15 protein-coding genes and 3 tRNA genes are annotated in these 19,008 nt (G+C 70.9%); 7 read left to right on the forward strand and 11 right to left on the reverse strand.

Translation table 11 applies throughout. The features are described 5' to 3' along the window. Window positions 1-50 precede the first annotated feature (50 nt). A complete protein-coding gene (locus FHS44_RS19045; protein WP_184716393.1) occupies window positions 51-1,049 on the forward strand; it encodes a helix-turn-helix transcriptional regulator in 999 nt (332 codons plus the stop codon). Here FHS44_RS19045 and FHS44_RS19050 read toward each other — a convergent pair. Then, window positions 1,010-1,534 carry a DUF2087 domain-containing protein gene (locus FHS44_RS19050; protein WP_184716395.1) on the reverse strand — a complete coding sequence of 175 codons (525 nt, stop codon included), beginning with the start codon at window positions 1,532-1,534 and terminating at the stop codon, window positions 1,010-1,012. The two genes, FHS44_RS19045 and FHS44_RS19050, sit on opposite strands and share 40 nt — an antisense overlap. 55 nt (window positions 1,535-1,589) lie before the next feature. On the opposite strand from FHS44_RS19050, the gene FHS44_RS19055 reads away from it, so the two are divergent. Further along, a complete protein-coding gene (locus FHS44_RS19055) occupies window positions 1,590-1,967 on the forward strand; it encodes an MmcQ/YjbR family DNA-binding protein (protein ID WP_312863722.1) in 378 nt (125 codons plus the stop codon). A gap of 271 nt (window positions 1,968-2,238) precedes the next feature. Here FHS44_RS19055 and FHS44_RS19060 read toward each other — a convergent pair whose 3' ends face one another. After that, the gene (locus FHS44_RS19060; protein ID WP_184716399.1) at window positions 2,239-4,731 is read right to left on the reverse strand and encodes a DEAD/DEAH box helicase; all 2,493 of its coding nucleotides are present in this window, start codon (window positions 4,729-4,731) and stop codon (window positions 2,239-2,241) included. Window positions 4,732-4,803: 72 nt separating this feature from the next. Beyond that, entirely contained in the window at window positions 4,804-6,105 is a 1,302-nt protein-coding gene (locus FHS44_RS19065) for an acyltransferase family protein (protein WP_184716683.1), read from the reverse strand. Between the two features lie 196 nt (window positions 6,106-6,301). Here FHS44_RS19065 and FHS44_RS19070 point away from each other — a divergent pair, with 196 nt between their 5' ends. Genes FHS44_RS19070 through FHS44_RS19080 form a run of 3 tightly spaced genes read left to right on the forward strand, consistent with a single transcriptional unit; the run spans window position 6,302 to window position 9,193 of the window. After that, window positions 6,302-7,549 (forward strand): sensor histidine kinase, encoded by a 1,248-nt coding sequence (locus tag FHS44_RS19070; RefSeq protein WP_184716401.1) that lies wholly within the window; start codon window positions 6,302-6,304, stop codon window positions 7,547-7,549. Continuing rightward, window positions 7,540-8,187 (forward strand): response regulator, encoded by a 648-nt coding sequence (locus FHS44_RS19075; protein ID WP_184716403.1) that lies wholly within the window; start codon window positions 7,540-7,542, stop codon window positions 8,185-8,187. The genes FHS44_RS19070 and FHS44_RS19075 overlap by 10 nt, the downstream gene beginning before the upstream one ends. Window positions 8,188-8,191: 4 nt before the next feature. Further along, a complete protein-coding gene (locus FHS44_RS19080; protein WP_184716405.1) occupies window positions 8,192-9,193 on the forward strand; it encodes a phosphotransferase enzyme family protein in 1,002 nt (333 codons plus the stop codon). On the opposite strand, the gene FHS44_RS19085 is transcribed toward FHS44_RS19080, so the two are convergent. The 5 genes from FHS44_RS19085 to FHS44_RS19100 form a co-directional block, all read right to left on the reverse strand. Beyond that, the gene (locus FHS44_RS19085) at window positions 9,172-10,272 is read right to left on the reverse strand and encodes a HesA/MoeB/ThiF family protein (protein WP_221460947.1); all 1,101 of its coding nucleotides are present in this window, start codon (window positions 10,270-10,272) and stop codon (window positions 9,172-9,174) included. The genes FHS44_RS19080 and FHS44_RS19085 overlap by 22 nt on opposite strands. A 90-nt stretch (window positions 10,273-10,362) precedes the next feature. Next, on the reverse strand, window positions 10,363-10,491 hold the full coding sequence (locus tag FHS44_RS41810; RefSeq protein WP_281401495.1) for a hypothetical protein: 129 nt from the start codon (window positions 10,489-10,491) through the stop codon (window positions 10,363-10,365). A gap of 53 nt (window positions 10,492-10,544) precedes the next feature. Then, window positions 10,545-11,837, reverse strand: coding sequence for an MFS transporter (locus tag FHS44_RS19090; protein ID WP_184716409.1), 1,293 nt, complete (start codon window positions 11,835-11,837; stop codon window positions 10,545-10,547). A 42-nt stretch (window positions 11,838-11,879) separates the two neighbouring features. After that, entirely contained in the window at window positions 11,880-13,724 is a 1,845-nt protein-coding gene (locus FHS44_RS19095; protein ID WP_184716411.1) for a tetratricopeptide repeat protein, read from the reverse strand. Window positions 13,725-14,790: 1,066 nt separating this feature from the next. Further along, the gene (locus FHS44_RS19100; RefSeq protein ID WP_184716413.1) at window positions 14,791-16,566 is read right to left on the reverse strand and encodes a phosphatidylglycerol lysyltransferase domain-containing protein; all 1,776 of its coding nucleotides are present in this window, start codon (window positions 16,564-16,566) and stop codon (window positions 14,791-14,793) included. 118 nt (window positions 16,567-16,684) lie between these two features. Here FHS44_RS19100 and FHS44_RS19105 point away from each other — a divergent pair, with 118 nt between their 5' ends. Further along, on the forward strand, window positions 16,685-17,857 hold the full coding sequence (locus FHS44_RS19105) for an alpha/beta hydrolase (protein ID WP_184716415.1): 1,173 nt from the start codon (window positions 16,685-16,687) through the stop codon (window positions 17,855-17,857). Window positions 17,858-17,896: 39 nt separating this feature from the next. On the opposite strand, the gene FHS44_RS19110 is transcribed toward FHS44_RS19105, so the two are convergent. The 3 genes from FHS44_RS19110 to FHS44_RS19120 all read right to left on the reverse strand — a co-directional run bounded on the left by FHS44_RS19110 (window position 17,897) and on the right by FHS44_RS19120 (window position 18,152). Further along, window positions 17,897-17,971, reverse strand: a tRNA-Val gene (locus FHS44_RS19110). Between the two features lie 14 nt (window positions 17,972-17,985). Beyond that, a tRNA-Cys gene (locus FHS44_RS19115) sits at window positions 17,986-18,056 on the reverse strand. Window positions 18,057-18,080: 24 nt separating this feature from the next. Further along, a tRNA-Gly gene (locus FHS44_RS19120) sits at window positions 18,081-18,152 on the reverse strand. A gap of 124 nt (window positions 18,153-18,276) precedes the next feature. Here FHS44_RS19120 and FHS44_RS19125 point away from each other — a divergent pair. Next, window positions 18,277-19,008: an ArsR/SmtB family transcription factor gene (locus FHS44_RS19125; protein ID WP_184716417.1), complete on the forward strand. Its 732-nt coding sequence runs from the start codon at window positions 18,277-18,279 to the stop codon at window positions 19,006-19,008.

The following is a 19,008-nucleotide window of genomic DNA, read 5'->3' on the forward strand; positions in this document are numbered from 1 at the left end:
GCCAGGGTTCAGGACAGATTCCGGCCGCGATCGGTGGCATCGTGGAATCCATGGCCGACACCACGGGAAGGACGCTCAGGCTGCTGTCGCTGCTCCAGGCGCGCCGGGAGTGGCCGGGCCCCGAGCTGGCCGAACGGCTGGACGTCAGCGCCCGCACGCTCCGCCGCGACATCGACCGGCTGCGCGAGCTGGGCTACCCGGTCGACGCGACGAGCGGGCCAGCCGGGGGATACCGCCTTGAGGCGGGCAGCGCCATGCCCCCGCTGCTGCTCGACGACGAGGAGGCCGTGGCCATCGCGGTCGGCCTGCGCACCGCCGCGGACGGCACGGTCGCCGGGATCGAGGAGACCTCGGCCCGAGCCCTGGCCAAACTCGAACAGGTCCTGCCCTCCCGGCTGCGCCGCAGGGTCAACGCCCTGCAGACCCAGACCGTGCGGCTGGACGGGGTGCTCGGCCGTCCGTGGCCCACCGTCGAGCCGCACACGCTGGCCGTGCTGGCCCAGGCGTGCCACGACAGGGAGCGGGTCAGGTTCGGCTACCGCCGCCGTGACGGTACGGCGGGCAGGCGGGTGGTCGAGCCGTACCGGCTGGTGTCCACCGGGCGGCGCTGGTATCTCGTCGCCTGGGACACGGGCCGGGGCGACTGGCGGACCTTCCGGGTCGACCGCCTCGACGCGCCGCTGGCCACCGGGGTGCGGTTCGCGCCGCGTGAGCCGCCGGAGGGCTACGCCGAGCGCTCCATCATCGAGCCCCTCAGCCGCCACCGGGCGGTGGTCACCCTGCACGCGCCGCTGGCCGTCGTCGCGGACCGGGTGCAGGCCATGGCGCACGGGGAGCTGGAGGGCGCGGGCCAGGACCGGTGCGTGCTGCGCACCGGCGCCGACTCGCTGGAGTGGCTCGCGATGACCCTGGGCCTGCTCGACGTGGACTTCACCGTTCACGAGCCGCCCGAGCTGGTCACCTATCTCGGGCGGCTCGCCGATCGGTTGCGGGTCGCGGCGCGGGCCGGTCAGCGGACCATGTCGACCGGGCCGCCGCTGCGCCAGTAGACGTTGTTCTCCCGGCTCAGCAGCCCCTCGTCCACCAGATAGCGGCGCAGCGCCGCGAAGTCGTCGTGGAAGGCACGCAGCGCGACGTCCACCTCCTTCTCCGGATAGCGGACCCCGGGCTCGAAGACCTGGGCGATGTAGTTCAGCACGACCAGCTGCTTGTCCCGTTTGCTGGGAATCGCCCTGAGCCGCCCCTCGACGAGGAAGGACCGGAGCACCTTCTCCTCGGCCGAGACCGCGGGCTCTGCGGGCTTGGCCGTCGCGTGCAGCAGCTCGCGGAACCGCTCCCGCCGCACCTCCCAGCGCCCCTCCTCATCCCGTACGGCCAGCCCGCCGCGCTCCAGCCTGTCCAGCGCCCGCCGTACGGCCTGCCTGTCGGGCCCGGCCTCCTCGGGGGCACCGCCCAGGACCAGGGTGGCGAGCACCCGCAGCGTGTCCTCCTGGTAGAGCAGGCCGAGCACCTGCCTGATCGCCTCGTCGCTCATGCCCTCATTCTTGTCGGTCCCCTCTGGTATTCCTGCACCCATGCACAGTCGCGGAGTGAGTCCCGATGAGTTCCTGCGGATCGCGTCCTCGCTGCCCGGGGTCGAGCTGGTCCAGCACAGCGAGGAGTGGGTCGGGCTCAGGGTGAGGGGCAAGGGGTTCGGCTACCTGTCGGAGGCCAAGCAGAGCGCGCAGCTCAAGGCGACCCTGGCCGAGCAGGCGGCGATGGTCGGCGAGAGCCCCGAGGTCTACGGGCGCTCGTGGACCAACGGCCAGTTCGGCTGGGTCGAGGTCCGCCTGGAGCTGGCCGACCCCGAGGAGCTGACCGAGGTGGTCACCGAAGCCTGGTGCCTGACCGCCCCCCGCTCCCTGACAGCCGACCACGAACGCCTCCTCGGCCTAACCCCCCTCCCCCCAGACCTCGTAGACGACTGAGCAAGAGAGCCTTAACCCGTGTGCCCCGGCCCCAGGAGTGAAGGGTTTGGGGTACCGGTGCCGTGCGTGAGGAGTGTCGGCTTGGGCGCCGTCGGTGCTTGGACTGAGGAGCGAAGGAGCGCCAGCGGATGAGCGACGAGGGAAAGCACCGACCCGCAGGCGCACAAGCCCGCGGCGCCGCCAGGCGCCGCAAATAAGCAGAGTCCCGCGCCGCCGAAGGCGGCGCAAAGCAAGCACAGCCAAGCCCGCGGCGCCGAAGGCGCCGCAAAAACTACAGGCGATTCAAGCCCATCACATGCAGCACCGCACGTCCCTCCTCGTCGGAGGCGGCCAGGTCCACCTGGGCGTCGATGCCCCAGTCGCCGTCGTTCGCCGGGTCGGCGATGACCTGGCGGACCCGCCAGAACTCCTTCTCCTCCTCGATGCGGAGCAGGCCGGGGCCACGGGCGTCGGGGCCGGTGCCGATCTCCTCGTGGTCGTCGTAGTAGGCGTCGAGCGCGGCTCCCCAGTCGACGTCGGGGGCCAGTTCGGCCAGCTCGTCCTCCTTCTCCACGGCGGCGAGCTCGACCAGCCGGAACATCGCGTTGCGCACCAGCACCCTGAAGGCGCGGCTGTTGGCGGTGACCGGCTTGGTCTTCTCCTCAAGGGAGGGCGCCTCGATCTCCCCGGAGGGGTTCTGCAGCTGCTCCCACTCGTCGAGGAGGCTGGAGTCGACCTGGCGGACCAGTTCGCCGAGCCACTCGATAAGGTCGATGAGGTCCTCGGTCTTGAGGTGCTCGGGGATGGTCCGTGACAGCGTGCGGTAGGCGTCGGCGAGGTAGCGCAGTACGGTGCCCTCGGACCTGGTCAGCTCGTAGAACTGGATGTAGTCGGCGAAGGTCATCGCCCGTTCGTACAGGTCCCTGACGACCGACTTGGGGCTGACGGTGTAGTCGCCGACCCAGGGGTGGCCGCGCCGGTAGGTCTCGTAGGCGCCGAGCAGCAGGTCGGCGAGCGGCATCGGGTAGGTGACGTCGTTGAGGAGCTCCATCCGCTCCTCGTACTCGACGCCGTCGGCCTTCATCTGCGCGACGGCCTCGCCCCTGGCCTTGTTGAGCTGGGCGGACAGGATCTGCCTGGGGTCGTCGAGGATGGACTCGATGATCGAGACCATGTCCAGGGCGTAGGAGGGCGACTCCATGTCCAGCAGTTCGAGGCTGGCCAGGGCGAAGGTGGACAGCGCCTGGTTGAGCGCGAAGTCCTCCTGGAGGTCGACGGTCAGCCGGGCCATCCTGCCCTGGTCGTCGGGCTCGGAGAGCTGCTCGACCACGCCACCGGCCAGCAGCGAGCGGTAGATCGCGATGGCCTGGCTGATGTGCCGCCGCTGCCACCTGCGGTCCTCGTGGTTGTCGGTGAGCAGGTGCTTCATCGCGGCGTAGCAGTCGCCCGGCCGGTTGATCACGGCCAGGAGCATCGCGTTGCTGACCTTGAACCGGGAGGTCAGCGGTTCGGGTTCGGCGGTCTGAAGCTTCTCGAAGGTGTCCTCGCTCCAGCTGACGAAGCCCTCCGGCGGCTTCTTGCGGGCGTAGCCGCGCCGCCGCTTGGGGTCGTCGCCGATCTTGGACAGCGCACGTTCGTTCTCGATGACGTGCTCGGGGGCCTGGCAGGCGACGTAGCCGATGGTGTCGAAGCCCGCCCGACCGGCGCGTCCGGCGATCTGGTGGAACTCGCGGGCGCGCAGCCGCCGCACCTTGCTGCCGTCGTACTTGCTCAGCGCGGTGAACAGCACGGTCCTGATCGGCACGTTGACGCCGACACCGAGGGTGTCGGTGCCGCAGATGACCTTCAGCAGGCCCGCCTGGGCGAGCCGTTCGACCAGCCTGCGGTACTTGGGCAGCATCCCGGCGTGGTGGACGCCGATGCCGTGCCGTACGAGACGGGACAGGGCGCGGCCGAAGCGGGTGGTGAACCGGAAATTTCCGATCATGGCGGAGATTGCCTCCTTCTCCGCCTTGGTCGACATGTTGATGCTCATCAGGGCCTGGGCCCGTTCCATGGCCGCGGCCTGGGTGAAGTGGACCACGTAGACCGGGTACTGGTTGGTGGTGAGCATCTCCTCCAGGGTCTCGTGGAGGGGCGTGAGCCGGTAGGAGTAGACCAGCGGCACCGGGCGCTCGGCGTGCTTGACGACCGAGGTCGGCCTGCCGGTGCGGCGGGTGAGGTCGGTCTCGAACCTGGTGACGTCGCCCAGCGTCGCCGACATCAGGATGAACTGCACGTTCGGCAGTTCGAGCAGCGGCACCTGCCAGGCCCAGCCCCGGTCGGGTTCGGCGTAGAAGTGGAACTCGTCCATCACGACCTGGCCGATGTCGGCCTGGGCGCCGTCGCGCAGCGCGACGTTGGCGAGGATCTCCGCGGTGCAGCAGATGATCGGGGCGCCGGGGTTCACGCTCGCGTCCCCGGTCATCATGCCGACGTTCTCGGTGCCGAAGATCGCGCACAGGTCGAAGAACTTCTCCGACACCAGGGCCTTGATCGGCGCGGTGTAGAAGGTGCGGATGTCCCGGGTGAGCGCGGTGAAGTGCGCCCCTGCCGCGACCAGGCTCTTTCCCGAGCCGGTCGGGGTCGACAGGATCAGGTTGTTGCCCGAGACGACCTCGATCAGCGCCTCCTCCTGGGCGGGATAGAGGGTGAGCCCACGCTCGGCGTTCCACTCGACGAAGGCGTCGAAGATGGTGTCGGGGTCGGCGTCGATCTCTTCTGGCAGGCGATCTACAAGGCTCACGGTTCAATACTGCCGAAGAACTGGAGGTGGTCGGACCGGCTCACCGTTCACCCCGCGCCAGAACCGCCCCACCTAACCCTGATAAATCGGGATTTGGGGGGACTTCAGGGCCGGAGAGTGGCCGAGAAGCAGGCCCGCGACCAGCATGCCCGCCCCCACCACCGGCACGGGCCCGGGCACAAAGCCCATCACCGTGAAGACCAGCAGCCCCGCCCCGGTCAGCGCCCCCGCCGCCACGATCCGCACCGTTCCTCCCCGGTACGGCGAGGCCGAGCCGAGCGTCTCGAACCTGGCGAACCCCCGGAGCAGCGGCCACAGCGCCAGCACGAGGATGACCAGCCAGTGCGGCCACCCCGACAGCCACGCCGACGTCCCCGGCTCCGGCGTCGCCACCCCGAGGCCCACCACGACCACCGCGGTCACCACGAACAGCGCGCTCATGTGCCACAGGTAGACGGTCATCATCCTGGAACCGGCCCAGCGCAGCGCCCTGGTGACCCCCGGCCACCCCGCGAACTCCGTGATCCACGGGCGCAGCGCGGCGGCGAGCCCGATCTGGCCGACCCCGACGGCCAGCAGCGCGACAGTCGGCGGCGCCATGTTCGAGACGGCCGCCCCCGGCATCCCGATCATGCTGCCCGGGTAGGGCCCGAAGGCCACCAGGACCGCGGCCGTGCCGTACCCGGAGAGAGCGAGCAGCCAGGGGCGGCCGAGGCGGCCGTCGGCGTACAGGAAGCCGAGCTGGTGCACCGCGAGCCAGACCAGCCCGATGTTGACGAACCCGACGACCTCGATCCCGCTGGTGAAACGCGCGACGTCCACCATCACGGCCCCGGCGGAGAGCGCGACGGGCACCCGCCAGCCGTACACCATGTTGAGCCTGAGCATCCGCGGGGTCAGCGCCACCACGACCAGATAGATCGCCAGGAACCACAGCAGTTGCCCGGCGAGGCGCGAGGCCGTGACCACCGGCTGCTGCGGCATGCCCAGGGCGAGCAGCAGGTGCGGCAGCGGGATCCAGACCGCGGCGAGCGGCACGACGGGCAGGGCCAGCCGGCGCAGACGGGCCGCGAGCCAGACCGGGATCGTCTCGCCACGCCGTACGGCCCCGCGCCAGCTGATCGCGTTGGCCGCGCCGCCCGCGAAGAACACCAGCGGCATCACCTGGCTGATCCAGGTGATCGCCCACGCCCAGCCGGTCCCCAGCGCGTTGCCCGTGGTGATGCGGCCGTCGGCGAACGACAGGACCGGCATGCTCCAGTGCTGGAGCACCACCAGGGCCATGCCGAACACGCGCAACACGTCCAGGAACGGGTCACGCCCGGGGGGAGGTGGCGCGGAACGGGCCGTGGAGCGGGTGGCGATGAGGGTCACGGGGGTCTCGATTCTCGGGGGAACCCGGGGGAGGGGCGATGTCACGACCCTCCCGCGCGGCCCCCCGCCCACGCAGTAACGCCCGCATCAGTCTTGACCTCGGCGTCACCCCCCAGCCGGGGGTAGGGCCAGCCCTACCCCGTGACACCGGCACGCAGGGTCGAACGACTGCCCCGGCGCTCATACCGTTGGCGGCATGAGAAGCGTCCTGCGCCGCATCGGCTCCGACACCCGGTATCTGCTCGCCGGGTTCCCCGTCTCCATCGTCTTCTTCGTGCTGGCGGTCGCGGGTTTCTCCGCGGGCGTCGGAACCGTGGTCGTCTGGATCGGCCTGCCGATCCTGGCGGGGACGCTGATGATGGCGCGCGGCATGGCGGACGTGGAACGACGGATGCTGGCCGACGTGCTCGGCCGTCCCGTGCCCAGGCCGCGTTACCGGCCCGCGCCCGAGCGCGCGGGGCGGTTCCGCCGCCTGGTGAACCCGCTGACCAGCGGGCAGTCGTGGCTCGACCTGCTCTACGGCATCCTGTCCTTCCCGCTGACCGTCCTGGCCTTCGTCGTCACGGTCACCTGGTGGGCCGGCACGATCCTGGGGCTGTCCTATCCGCTCTACGGGTGGATCACCGCCAGGATCCCCGGCAACCAGGGACTCGCCGAGCTGATTGGGTTCGGCGACGGAGTCCTGGCCGACGTGATCCTCAACACCGCGATCGGGGTGCTGTTCGCCCTCACCCTGCCCCTGGTGCTGCGCGGCGCCGCACTGGTCCAGTCGGGTCTCGGCCGCGCCATGCTGACCGGCGTCGCCGAGCTGCACGAGCGCATCGACGACCTGGCCCAGGGCCGGGCGGCGGCGGTCTCCGCCGAGGCGAACGCGCTGCGCCGCCTCGAACGCGACATCCACGACGGGCCGCAGCAGCGCCTGGTCTCCCTGGCCATGGACCTGTCCCGGGCCCAGCGCCAGCTCAGCCGCGACCCGAGGGCGGTCGAGGCGATGCTCAGCCAGGCCATCACCTCGACCAGGGAGACCCTGGACGAGCTGCGCGCCCTCTCCCGGGGCATCGCGCCCCCCATCCTGACCGACAGGGGCCTGGCCCCCGCCCTGGCCGCGCTCGCGGGCCGCTGCACGGTCCCGGTCGAGCTCGACATCCAGGTCACCGGCCGCTTCGCCGCCGCGGTCGAGAACACCGTCTACTTCGTGGTCGCCGAGTCCCTGACCAACGTGGCCAAGCACAGCCACGCGAACGTCTGCACGGTGACGCTGAGCAAGGCCGGTGGCGTCCTCATGCTGACGATCGGGGATGATGGGGTCGGCGGTGCGCACACCGCCAAGGGACATGGCCTGTCCGGCCTGGCCGACCGCCTCAAGGCGGTCGACGGGACACTCGCGGTCGACTCGCCGCTGGGCGGGCCGACGGTGATCGTGGCGGAGGTTCCGTGCGGGTAGTCGTGGCCGACGACGCGGTTCTGATCAGGGAGGGCCTGATCAGGCTGCTTGAGGAGTTCGGGTGCGAGGTGGTGGCGGCAGTCGGCGACGGTGACCGGCTGGTCGAGGCCGTCGTCGAGCACAGGCCCGACGTCTCCGTCGTGGACGTCAGGATGCCGCCGAGCTTCACCGACGAGGGTCTGCGGGCGGCGGTCGAGGCCCGCAGGCGGGTGCCGGGCGCTCCGGTGCTGATCCTGTCCCAGTACGTGGAGGTCTCCTATGCCGACGACCTGCTCGCCGACGCCAGGGGCGCGGTCGGCTACCTGCTCAAGGACCGCGTGGTCGACGTCGAGGACTTCATGGCGGGCCTGCGCGGGGTCGCGGCGGGAGGCACCGTCTTCGACCCGCAGGTGGTGGCGCAGCTGATGGTACGGCGCCGCCGCGACGACCCGCTCGCCCAGCTCACCCCGAGGGAGCGCGAGGTCCTGGGCCTGATGGCCGAGGGCAGGTCGAACCCCGCCATCGGCCGCCAGTTGGTGATCAGCGACGGCGCGGTCGAGAAGCACATCCGCAGCATCTTCGCCAAGCTCGGCCTCTACGCCGAGGACGGCGACCAGCACCGCCGCGTCCTGGCGGTCCTGGCCTACCTGCGTTCCTGACGTCATGCGGGTCCACGACCTGTCGGCGGGCGAGGCGGTGCTGGCCCGGGTGCACGACGTCGCCCGCGAGGCGGCCGTCCTGTACGGCCTGCGGGACGCCGAGGTCACGCTGATCAACGTGTCGGAGAACGCCACCTACCGGATCGACGACCCGGCCACCGGGGAGCGCCGCGTCCTGCGGGTGCACCGGCTCGGCTACCACGCGGCCCCGGCCATCCTGTCGGAGCTGGCCTGGCTTGAGGCGCTCAGGCGCGAGGCCGGGGTCAGGACCCCCGAGGTGATCCCCGCGCCGGGGGGAGAGCGGGTGCTGACCGTCCCCGGCGCCCAGCCCCGCCACTGCGTGCTGTTCGAGTTCCTGCCCGGCGCCGAGCCTTCGAGGGACGACGCCCTGGTCGCCGGGTTCGGGCGGCTGGGCGCGCTCACCGCGCGGATGCACCGGCACACGCGCGCCTGGCGGCCTCCCGCCTGGTTCACCCGCTTCCACTGGGACCACGACGCGGCCCTGGGCGCCGAGTCGCGCTGGGGCCGCTGGCAGGAGGGGATGGGCGTCGACGAGCAGGCCGGTGCCGTACTGGGACGGCTCGACGCGGAGCTGCGGGGACGGCTGCGCCGCTTCGGCAGGGGGCCGGAGCGCTACGGCCTGATCCACGCCGACCTGCGCCTGGCCAACCTGCTGGTGACCGGGGACGGGGAGCCCAGCGTGATCGACTTCGACGACTGCGGCTTCGGCTGGCACCTCTACGACCTGGCCGCGGCGCTCAGCTTCATCGAGCACGACCCCAGGGTCCCCGAGCTGGTCGACTCCTGGCTGCGGGGTTACCGCACGGTCGCCCCCCTGTCCGTGGAGGACGAGGCGGAGGTCTGGACGTTCGTCATGTTCCGCCGCCTGCTGCTGGTCGCCTGGATCGGCACGCACACCGGGGTGGAGATCGCCGCGGAACTCGGCGCCGCCTACACCGAGGGCACCTGCGAGCTGGCCGAGCGCTACCTGTCCGGGGCGCTCTGAGCCGCCAGGCAGCTCGCGCAGCTCCCGGCCTCGCCGTACTCGCCGAAGACGAGCTGGTCGGGGGCGATCAGGTTGACGCCGTGGATGAAGTTCGCCCGGATCTCGGGGACGCCGGTGATGATCCTGACGACCGCGTTGGCGACCAGGTGGCCGGAGATCCCGGCGGAGGCAGCCGTCACGCCGGGGCCGCCGAGATCGACCGGCAGACCCTGAGAGTCGGCGTGCAGCGGGGACTGGCGGTTCCTGCGCCGGTCCTGCGCCTCGATGACGCACTCGTAGCACAGGCCGCGTCTCGGCAGGAAGACGCCGACCGTCACGAAGGGGCCGTTGTAGCCGCCGCCGACCCACGGCAGCCCCGCCGCGGCGCAGGCCCGGTTCGTCCACACCCTGATCCCGCCGGGGCCGCCGGGCTCGTCGGCGCACAGGGCCACCACGTCGTGGCCGTCCATCAGCCGGGCCAGGTCCTCCTGGGAGGTGGTCCTGGCCCGCTCGCCGGTGACCCGCACGTCGGAGTTGAGGGCCCGCAGCCGTTCCAGCGCGGCCTCCGCCTTCGGCCTGCCCACGTCCGGCTCGGAGTAGAGGACCTGCCGGTTGAGGTTCGACAGCTCGACCAGGTCGGGGTCGACGCAGTGCAGGGTGCCCACCCCCGAGGCCACCAGGGCCTGCGCCGCCGTCGCCCCGGTGCCGCCGAGGCCGACCAGGAGGACCCTGGCCCTGCGCAGGCGTAGCTGCGCCTCCCAGCCATGCTCCCTCGGGGTGAGGTCGGCCCAGCGGAAGAAGGCGTGGCTGCGGCTGTAGCGCTCCCGTTCGCGGGGAGACAGCTCCTCGGGCGCGCTGGCGCCCGCGTCCTCGACGTGGCCGGAGCGGATCAGCTCGCCGACCAGCTCGGCCGCCTCCGCGGGGGGCAGGGCGGTCAGCAGCCCGGCGATCTCCGCGGGGCTGCGGGTGCCGTCCATCGCCCGCAGGGCCTGCCACACCAGGCCGTCGGGATCCTCGATCTCCTCCGCGACGCCGTAGATCTGACCACCGATCCGGATCCTGCCGTCCGCCAGCCGGTAGGCGGCGTGTTCTCTCTTCACTCTTGGCAACCGCACGGTTTCCCTCGTCGGGACCTTCGGGGCCGGCCCGGCGTCACTCGGGAGACGCCGGACCGGCCGGAACCCTGGGTGTCAGTTGCCGCTGGAGTTGCTGGCGACGTTACCGGCCATCTCGATCTTGTCGAGCCTGCGGATGCGGATTCTGGTCTTGGTCTCGGCCGCACCCTCGGTGGGCCTCGGGCTCTTGTCGCTTCCGGCCATCACGCACTCCATCCGAATCGGTCGTGCTGGTCTTTCCTGCGAGCTATGCCGCCTTACTGATGATCATAATGGGAGGCGACGGAAACGACTTCAACCCTCTTTCTCGCTTTAGTGGGATATGGACGGTATTTACTTCTGAAGTATGTCGTTCCCGAAGTCAGGAGGGCCGTCAATGGCAGAGCGACCCCCGCGAAACCGGCGAGCAGAAGAACGGACGCACTTCCCAGAAGCGACTCCGCGGGGCCGGTGAGAATCAGGCCGAGAGGGGTGAGCGCGGAGGCGGCGATCCAGTCGAGCGAGACCACCCGCGCCAGCCGTTCCGCGGGCACCTCGCGCTGGAGCGAGACCACCCACTGCACCGAGAACACCTCGATCCCGAACCCGGCCAGGGCGAAGCAAACGTAGACGGTCCACGGCGCCTCGGACAGACACAGCGCCGGGGGCACCAGGCCGTACGCCGTCAGCCCCGCGATCGCCGCGAGCCCCGGTCTGCGGGGCTTCCAGAGCATGCTGACGACCCCTCCCGTCAGGCCGCCGACCGACAGCAGGGCGAGACTGGTCCCGTAGAAGGCGTCGCCGCCGAAGTTCTCCCTGGCCAGCACCGGGAGCAGCACCTGCGCCGGGGCGATCGTGAGCATCGACTGCAGCGCGGTCACCACGATGACGGTCCCGATCCAGCGCCGCCCCCAGACCTCGCGCACCCCCTCGGCGATCTCCCGCCAGGCCGAGGCCCTTGCCGTACGGACAACCAGGGGCTCCCGCAGGGGCAGCAGGACGCACAGGCTGACCGCGAAGGCCGCCAGGGCCGCGAGGAAGGCCGCCCCGACCGGCGCCGCCGACACCAGGAAGGCCCCGAGACCGGGACCCGCGATGGCGCCGACCCGCCAGGACACGGCGTTGAGGGCCGCCCCCGCGGGCCGCTGCTCCGGGGTGAGCACCGAGCCCAGGCACGCCTGGAAGGCCGGGCGGAAGAAGGCCTCCGCCGCCCCGGCCAGGAAGACCATCCCGCCGAGCACCCAGGCCGACGTGACGCCCGCCAGGCCCACCATGACCACGCAGCACAGGAACGCCTGCGAGGCGAGCATGACGTGCCTCCTGGGCAGCCGGTCGGCCCACACGCCGCCGAAGAGCCCGAACAGGACCAGGGCGGCCCAGCGTGAGGCGAGCACCGCCCCGACCTCCGTCGCGGTTCCTCCGGCGTCGAGGAGTGAGACGACAACCGCGACGGGAAATACCTGGTCTCCGGCCACGGAAGCGATAAGGCTTATCCACAGCGTCCGAAATTCCCGGTTTCCCAATACCGAGCCGGCGAGCCACTGCGGGGTAAACCTTCGGAGGGCGCTCATGCTGGTGAATGATGCGCTATTTCCCCGTGGGTAACAAGGTTGTCAAGGACGATGTAGTGCCTCTCTTATCTCCTCGTCGTCGGGAGCGAGATCCAGTGCCCGGGTGAGATCGGCCACGGCCTCCTCCTCCCGTCCCGCGGCGCGCAGCGCCATCGCCCTGTTGAACAGCAACGCCGGGTCGGCCCCGGGTTCGAGGGCGCGGGTGAAGTCGGCGACTGCTCCCTCGGGGTCACCGGTCTCGAAGGCCAGCATCCCCCGGCTGGCCCAGGCGGCCATCAGGGTCGGGGAGAGGTCGAGCGCGTGGTCGAAGGCGGCCCTGGCCCGTTCGGGACGGCCCTGCGCCATCTCGATCTGGCCTAGCGCGCACAGCAGGTACGGGTTGCGCGGGTCGATCCTCAGCCCCGCCTCGGCGTCGGCCCTGGCCCTGCCGTACTCGCCGAGCGCGGCCAGCAGCCCCGCCCGGTTGGCGAGCCCGTCCACGAACTCGGGGTCGAGGTCGAGCGCGTGGTCCAGGTCGGAGAGCGCTCCCTCATGGTCTCCGGCGGAGAAGCGGATCTCGGCCCGGTTGTAGTACGGCTCGGGGAAGGGCGGCCCGACCCGCATGGCCGTCTCGTAGTCGGCTACCGCCTCCTGGTCCCTGCCCAGCCGGTGGAGCAGGTTGCCCCGGTCGATGTAGTAGTCGGGATAGCCGGGGTCGATCCCGACCACGGTGTCCAGGTTCTCCAGCGCCTCCTCGGGGCGCCCGAGCGCGACGGCCAGCTGAGCCCTGTTGGCCAGCAGCACCATCCGGTGGATCGGGTGCTCACCCGGCGGCAGGTCGCGCTCCGCCAGGTCGATCGCCTCCTGGACGAGGTCGAAGGCCCGCTCGGGACGGCCGAGCCGCAGCTCGACCAGCGCCCTGCCGTTGAGGTCGAAGCCCAGCTTGAACGCCCGTTCGCGCGGGTCGGGGAGCAGCCCGGAGATGGCGATGGCCTGGTTCACCCACGCGAGCGCGGACTCGGGGTCGCGCAGCGCGGGATCGTGGTTGCGGACCTTGAGCATGGCCGTCGAGTAGGCGGCGGCCGCGTGCGTGACGGGGGAGACGCTCTCCCGCCTGGCCCGGTCGAACAGGGCCTCCGCCTCGGGCTCGCGGCCGAGCGCGCCCAGCGCGGTCGCGGTGCTGTGCGCGAGGCGCCACCAGGTCTCCTCCTGGATCTCCTGGGGATCGGCCAGGGCCAGCGCGCGGGAGCCCAGCTCGACGGCCGCGTCGTGGCAGCCCGCCTCAAGACACCACTCGACGGCGAAGCACAGTGCCTCGACCGCCCGGTGTGGCTGGGTGCCGTGCTCGCGGTGGTGGGGGATCGCGCCGAGCCGCGCCCCGACCGTCCCCTCCCGCTCCAGGGCGTCGGCGAGCGCGTCGTGCTCCTCGGGGCTGAGGGACTTCTCCGGCACGACCCGCTCACCGGTCACCACGGTCAGCAGCCCCGGGTCGATCCTGCGGCGCAGCACCGCGAGCAGCTCCCGGTCCGTCGGGTCCGCCTCGTGGACGTTCTCGACGACGAGGGTCCTCGGCCCGGTCTCCGCCAGGTGCTCGCGCAGGAACTCGGCGATCCCGTTCGACAGCCGGAGCGTACGGCGGGGCGCGTGGACCAGGATCCGTTCCGCCTTGGGCAGCAAGCCGGTCAGCGACCGGCGCCTGAGCGGGATCAGGTGGTGCGCGTCGGGGGCGACCGCCCGCAGCTCCGTGTCGTAGCGCGCCACGAGTTCCGGCCGCGCGTCGGGCACGAGCGCCGAGACGATCGCGCTCGCGGCGGTGTACGGCCCGCGCAACCGCCGGTCGGCGTCCACGGGAGGCAGGAGCAGCGGGGCGAGGGGCGGGTCCTCCTGGGGGAACGATCCCAGACTCACCGGTCTCCTTTATGTCACCAGGGTGTCCGTGTGGGGCCGGCGCCCACCACTGGGCGCCGGTTCCGGTGGCTCGACGTCAGCCGACATGCTTGGGGCTGGCGGCTCCGCTGAGCGTAATCATGCCGGGCTTGTGAACAATTACTCGCTTCATTGCGTTGCCTCTCCCATAAATAAGAACAAATCGCAAGTATTCGCACCAAGCATCTGGATTGACAAGGCATATCCCTCAGAGTGGCCGAATCAGGACACACCTCTGGACAAACCAGTTCAAGGGGCATATTTCTGGCGAGGTCGTGTCGAGCGGAAAGCCCACGCGCGCCTGATCGGAGGACCCGGCATGCCGGATCGCGCGAGCCCGTGCGCGTCCGATCCGGTGGCGCCGGACCCCGCCGCTGACGTGGCGAGACCGTACGGCAGGGCCCTTCCCCGTGGCAGGACGGGGGCGAGGGCCGGGATCACCTGGTGTGGGCACGCTCCCAGAGTACGACCGACTTCGGGATGGAACAGCACCGGTGTCGGAAACGACCCCTGACACACCCGGCGACCGGGTGGGGGGCCAGCGCTGCAAGCCCCCTCGGCCTCCCCGGCGGTCGCCGCCGTGATTCCGGCGAGCCTCCACCCCTCCGCGCCCCGCCCGGCGGGACGCGTGTGACGGCGGGGGCGGTGGACAGGCTTCGCGGGAGCCGTACGGCCCGGGCACGCGGGGCGAGTTCCAGAGGGAGAGGCGGTTCCCGAGGGGGGAAAGAGAAAGCCCTTCTCCCGCGAGGCGCTTTCCCCGAGAAGGGGCTCCGGTTCCCGGGGAGGGAATTCCGCTTCCCCCGGACGGGGGCCGGGGGAGAGGGGGACGTCCGGTGGGAGGAAAGCGCCTCCTGGGGAGGGAGAGGCGCGGTGGGAAACGGCTTTACCTCCGGGGGGTAAACAAAGGCGGCTTCCCCGGGTGAGCTTTCTTTCATGGAAAATTCAGGGGAAAGGTGGATTTTTCCGGAAAAGCGCTGGTATTTGGGGGGAAAGCCGGGAAAGCGCTCTCTTGGGCGGCTTGCCATACCGGATCGGGGCAGGTCGGGGCTCAGTGGGGCAGCGCCGCGCGTTCCCCGGAGGCGTCCCCCGCGCGGGAGTGCCGCCTGCGCCTGAAGGGGATGCCCGGGAGCGCGACGTTGATGAAGGCCTCGGCCTGGAGGGCGGCTATGCCGATGCGCGGCAGGTCACGGGCCGCCGGATAGACCACGAACCGGGGAATCCACAGCGGGTGGAACTTCGCGTTGAACCGGTACAGTGACTCGATCTGGAACCACCGGGACAGGAAGACGAGCACGGCGTGCCAGGCGCGCAGCACCGGTCCGGCCCCCAGCCGCTCGCCCCTGGCCAGCACCGCCCTGAACATCGCGAAGTTGAGCGAGACCCTGTCCACCCCCAGCTCGGGAGCCGCCTGCAGGGCCTTGACGATCAGCAGCTCGTTGAGCCCGGGGTCGGCGTCGCGGTCGCGGCGCATCAGGTCGAGGGAGATGCCGTCCGGTCCCCACGGCACGAAGTGCAGCACGGCCCTGATGTCCTCGCCGGGCGCGGCGGCGCCGTCGTCAGAAGATCGGTGCGCGGTGACGACGACGCACTCGTCGTCGGCCGGGTCACCGAAGCGGCCGAGCGCCATGGAGAAGCCGCGTTCGGTCTCCGTGCCGCGCCAGGAGTCCGCGGCCCCGCGGATGAGGTCCTTCTCCGCCTCGGAGAGGGTGCCGACCCGCCGCACCCGGCAGGTGTAGCCCGCGCGCTCGATGCGGTTGACCATCTGGCGGACGTTGCGCATCGCCCTGCCCTGCAGGGTGAACCCCGCCGTCTCGACGACGGCCTCGTCGCCGATCTCCAGGGCGGACAGCCCGCCCTCCCGCGTCCAGATCTCCCCGCCCGCCTCGCTGCAGCCGATCACCGCGGGCACCCAGGCGTGCCGTTTCGCCTCGTCGAGGAAGCGCCTGATCGCGCCGGGCCAGGCCTCGATGTCCCCGACGGGGTCGCCGCTGGCGAGCATGACCCCCGCCACGACCCGGTAGGCGATCGCGGCCTTTCCCGAGGGGGAGAAGATCACGCTCTTGTCGCGGCGCAGCGCGAAGTAGCCCAGCGAGTCACGGGCGCCGTGCCTGGCGAGCATGTCCCGTACGGCCTTCTCCTGCTCCGGGCTCAGCTCGGCGGCCGGCTTCTCCGGGCGCAGCGCCAGATAGGCGGTCGTCACCGCGGTGAGCAGCCCCAGCCCGGTGAGGGAGAAGTAGACCAGGTCGGCGGTCCGCTCCGAGGAGTAGACGACCGGCCCCTCAAGGCCGACGAGCCCGAGCAGCACGTGCTGGAGCCGCTCCCCGAGGCTGGGGTCCCCGACGATGGTGTGCGGGTGGGTGTTGACCACGACCCAGCCGATGGCGACGTCCAGGACGAACATGAGCAGGAAGTTCCACACCGCCCGCCAGCGCGTCCTGGGGTCGGACAGCGCGTAGAACTCGCGGCGGTTGGCGACGAGCACCGCGAACACCGCGAGGCTGATCGCGGCGCTGACGATCCTGTGCATGTGCACGAGTTCGATGAGGGCGCTCAGCGGCAGCAGCAGGACCACAGTCCGCCACGCCCGCACCTTCCTGCGCTTGAGGGCGTGCGCGAGCATGACGAGCAGGATGCCCATGACGAGCGAGGCCGCCTGGGCGATCGAGGTGACCGTCCCCGGCAGGAGACCCGCGATCTCGCTCACCCGCGTCCCCCTGAACGGCGGGACGACGGCCTTGACGATGTCCAGGATCCCGATCGTCAGCGACGCGTAGCCCGCGACCGCGGGTACCCAGGGACGGGAGATGGGTGGACGTTCCCTCATGAGAGGAGGCTAAGCCGTGATGACCATCGCTTCGCGCAGGCCCGGCCAACACGACGTTAACCGTGCCCTTACCCGCCCTGAGTAGATTTGCCGGTAGATCGAACGGGGGACGCGCGGTATGGGAATCACCGCTGTCGGACTGCAGGTGCTCCTCGGCCTGCTCGCCGTCGTGGCGCTGGTGGCCTCGGTCTGGGCTTGGCCGCTGCTCGGCGGGCGAACCTGGCGCTCGGTCCTCGGCCGGGTCGGGGTGCTCGCCGGAAACCAGGTCCTCACCCTGGCCGCGCTCGGCCTGGTGGCGAACGCCTACTTCGGCTTCTACGGCTCGTGGGGCGACCTGCTCGGCACCGACGACGCCGCCGCGCCGCCCATCGTCACCGGCGGCGGCCAGCCCGCCGCCTCCGGCCGTCCCGGCTACGGGGTGACCGAGGTCGGCCAGGTCGCCCTTCCACCCGGTACGGCGGGCAGGCTGGAGCAGGTGGTCATCTCGGGCGGGGAGACCGGCATCTCCTCACCCGGCTACGTCTACCTGCCCCGCGAGTACTTCGAGAAGAAGTACGCCGAGCGGCGTTTCCCGGTGATCCTCGCGCTGACCGGCTACCCGGGCGACGCCAGGAACCTCATCACCAGGCTGAACCTCCCCGCGACGGCCTCCAGGGCGGTCACCGCGAAGCGGATGCCTCCCACGATCATGGTGCTCATGCGCCCGACTGTCGTCCCGCCCCGCGACACCGAGTGCGTGGACGTCCCCGGTGGCCCCCAGGTGGAGACCTACTTCACCAGGGACCTGCGCGCGGCCGTCGCCGCCTCCTACCGGACGGGTCTCGACGCGCAGAGCTGGGGCGTCTTCGGAGGCTCGACCGGTGGCTACTGCGCGCTGAAGATGTCCATGCGGCACCCGGAGGCGTTCTCCGCCGCGGTCTCCCTGTCCGGTTACTTCCGCACGGCGATCGACATGACCACGGGCGACCTGTTCGGCGGCAGCGCGAGGCTGCGCGACGAGAACGACCTGATGTGGCGGCTGCGGAACCTGCCAATCCCGCCCGTCTCGGTTCTGGTCACCAGCAGCGAGAAGGGGGAGAGCGACTACGCCGACACCCGCGCGTTCCTGGCGCTGGCGAGGGACCCGATGCGGGCGGCGTCGCTGATCCTGCCCAGCGGCGGCCACAACTTCAACACCTGGAACCGGGAGATCCCCCAGGTCCTGCCCTGGCTCGGCAACCAGTTGCACACCCCGGCGCGTTCCACGGAAACGGCCGCGGGTGGCCACGCCGTACGGCAAGGGCGGAAATGACGAGATCCCTCTGGCCTTGACCAGGGGGATCTCGTGAGGTGGTGGACGATACAGGGATTGAACCTGTGACCTCTTCCGTGTCAGGGAAGCGCTCTCCCGCTGAGCTAATCGTCCTCGCCGAAGACCAGAGGTGGAGACGGGATTTGAACCCGTGTACACGGCTTTGCAGGCCGTTGCCTCGCCTCTCGGCCACTCCACCGAGCGGGGCCGTGGCCCCATTTCGAGCGGAAGACGGGATTCGAACCCGCGACCCTCACCTTGGCAAGGTGATGCTCTACCACTGAGCCACTTCCGCGTGTGTTTCCGGACGAGCCGGTCTCACGGACAGAACTCTAGCGAATACTCGCCGACTCCCCAAACCGGATACCGCCCCGGACGCTTCGATACAGGACGAAAGGTGTCGAAGGTAGCGTCAGGACATGGTCACAGAACACATCACGGCCGACGCCGACATCGCTCCGGTGGCCGCGCTCATCGCCGACCCGGCCAGGGCCGCGATGCTGACCGCGCTGCTGGACGGCCGCGCGCTGGCCGCCGGGGAGCTGGCCAGGGTCGCCGGGGTGAGCCCGCCGACCGCCAGCGCCCACCTGGCCAGGCTCCTGGACGGCGGGATGGTCGCCGTCGTCGCCCAGGGCAGGCACCGTTACTACCGGCTCGCGGGTCCCGAGGTGGCCGAGGTGCTTGAGGTCCTGGCGAGGGTGGGGCCGCGTCCGCGGGTCCGTTCGCTGCGCCAGTCCCGCCAGGCGCGGCTGCTGGGGGAGGCGCGGACCTGTTACGACCACCTGGCGGGCCGTGCCGGGGTCGAGTTGCTCGGCGCTCTCCTGGCCGCCGGATACCTCGTGGGACAGGAGGCGTTCGAGGTGACGGAACGGGGCGAGAGGGGCCTCGCGGGGCTCGGGGTGGACGTGGGAGCCGTCAGGGACACGCGGCGCGGATTCGCCCCCGGATGCCTCGACTGGACGGAACGCAGGTTCCATCTCGGAGGGGCCCTCGGCGCCGCTGTGACCTGCGCTCTTATGGACCGGGGATGGTACAGACGTGGGGTGGCCCGCAGAGTGGTCGAAGTCACAGAAAAGGGGAGAAAAGGCATAGCGGCGATCTACGCATGTAAGGAGCTAACATCGCATGCACTAGTTACTGAGATGCGCTGA

Origin of the sequence: Streptosporangium saharense (assembly GCF_014203715.1) — a bacterium.
Classification (GTDB): Bacteria; Actinomycetota; Actinomycetes; order Streptosporangiales; family Streptosporangiaceae; genus Streptosporangium; species Streptosporangium saharense.

Coding starts and splice junctions, on each gene's coding strand:
- FHS44_RS19045 (WP_184716393.1), top strand. CDS start 51: ATGGCCGACACCACGGGAAGGACGCTCAGGCTGCTGTCGCTGCTCCAG.
- FHS44_RS19050 (WP_184716395.1), bottom strand. CDS start 1,534: ATGAGCGACGAGGCGATCAGGCAGGTGCTCGGCCTGCTCTACCAGGAG.
- FHS44_RS19070 (WP_184716401.1), top strand. CDS start 6,302: ATGAGAAGCGTCCTGCGCCGCATCGGCTCCGACACCCGGTATCTGCTC.
- FHS44_RS19080 (WP_184716405.1), top strand. CDS start 8,192: ATGCGGGTCCACGACCTGTCGGCGGGCGAGGCGGTGCTGGCCCGGGTG.
- FHS44_RS41810 (WP_281401495.1), bottom strand. CDS start 10,491: ATGGCCGGAAGCGACAAGAGCCCGAGGCCCACCGAGGGTGCGGCCGAG.
- FHS44_RS19090 (WP_184716409.1), bottom strand. CDS start 11,837: ATGAGCGCCCTCCGAAGGTTTACCCCGCAGTGGCTCGCCGGCTCGGTA.
- FHS44_RS19100 (WP_184716413.1), bottom strand. CDS start 16,566: ATGAGGGAACGTCCACCCATCTCCCGTCCCTGGGTACCCGCGGTCGCG.
- FHS44_RS19105 (WP_184716415.1), top strand. CDS start 16,685: ATGGGAATCACCGCTGTCGGACTGCAGGTGCTCCTCGGCCTGCTCGCC.
- FHS44_RS19125 (WP_184716417.1), top strand. CDS start 18,277: ATGGTCACAGAACACATCACGGCCGACGCCGACATCGCTCCGGTGGCC.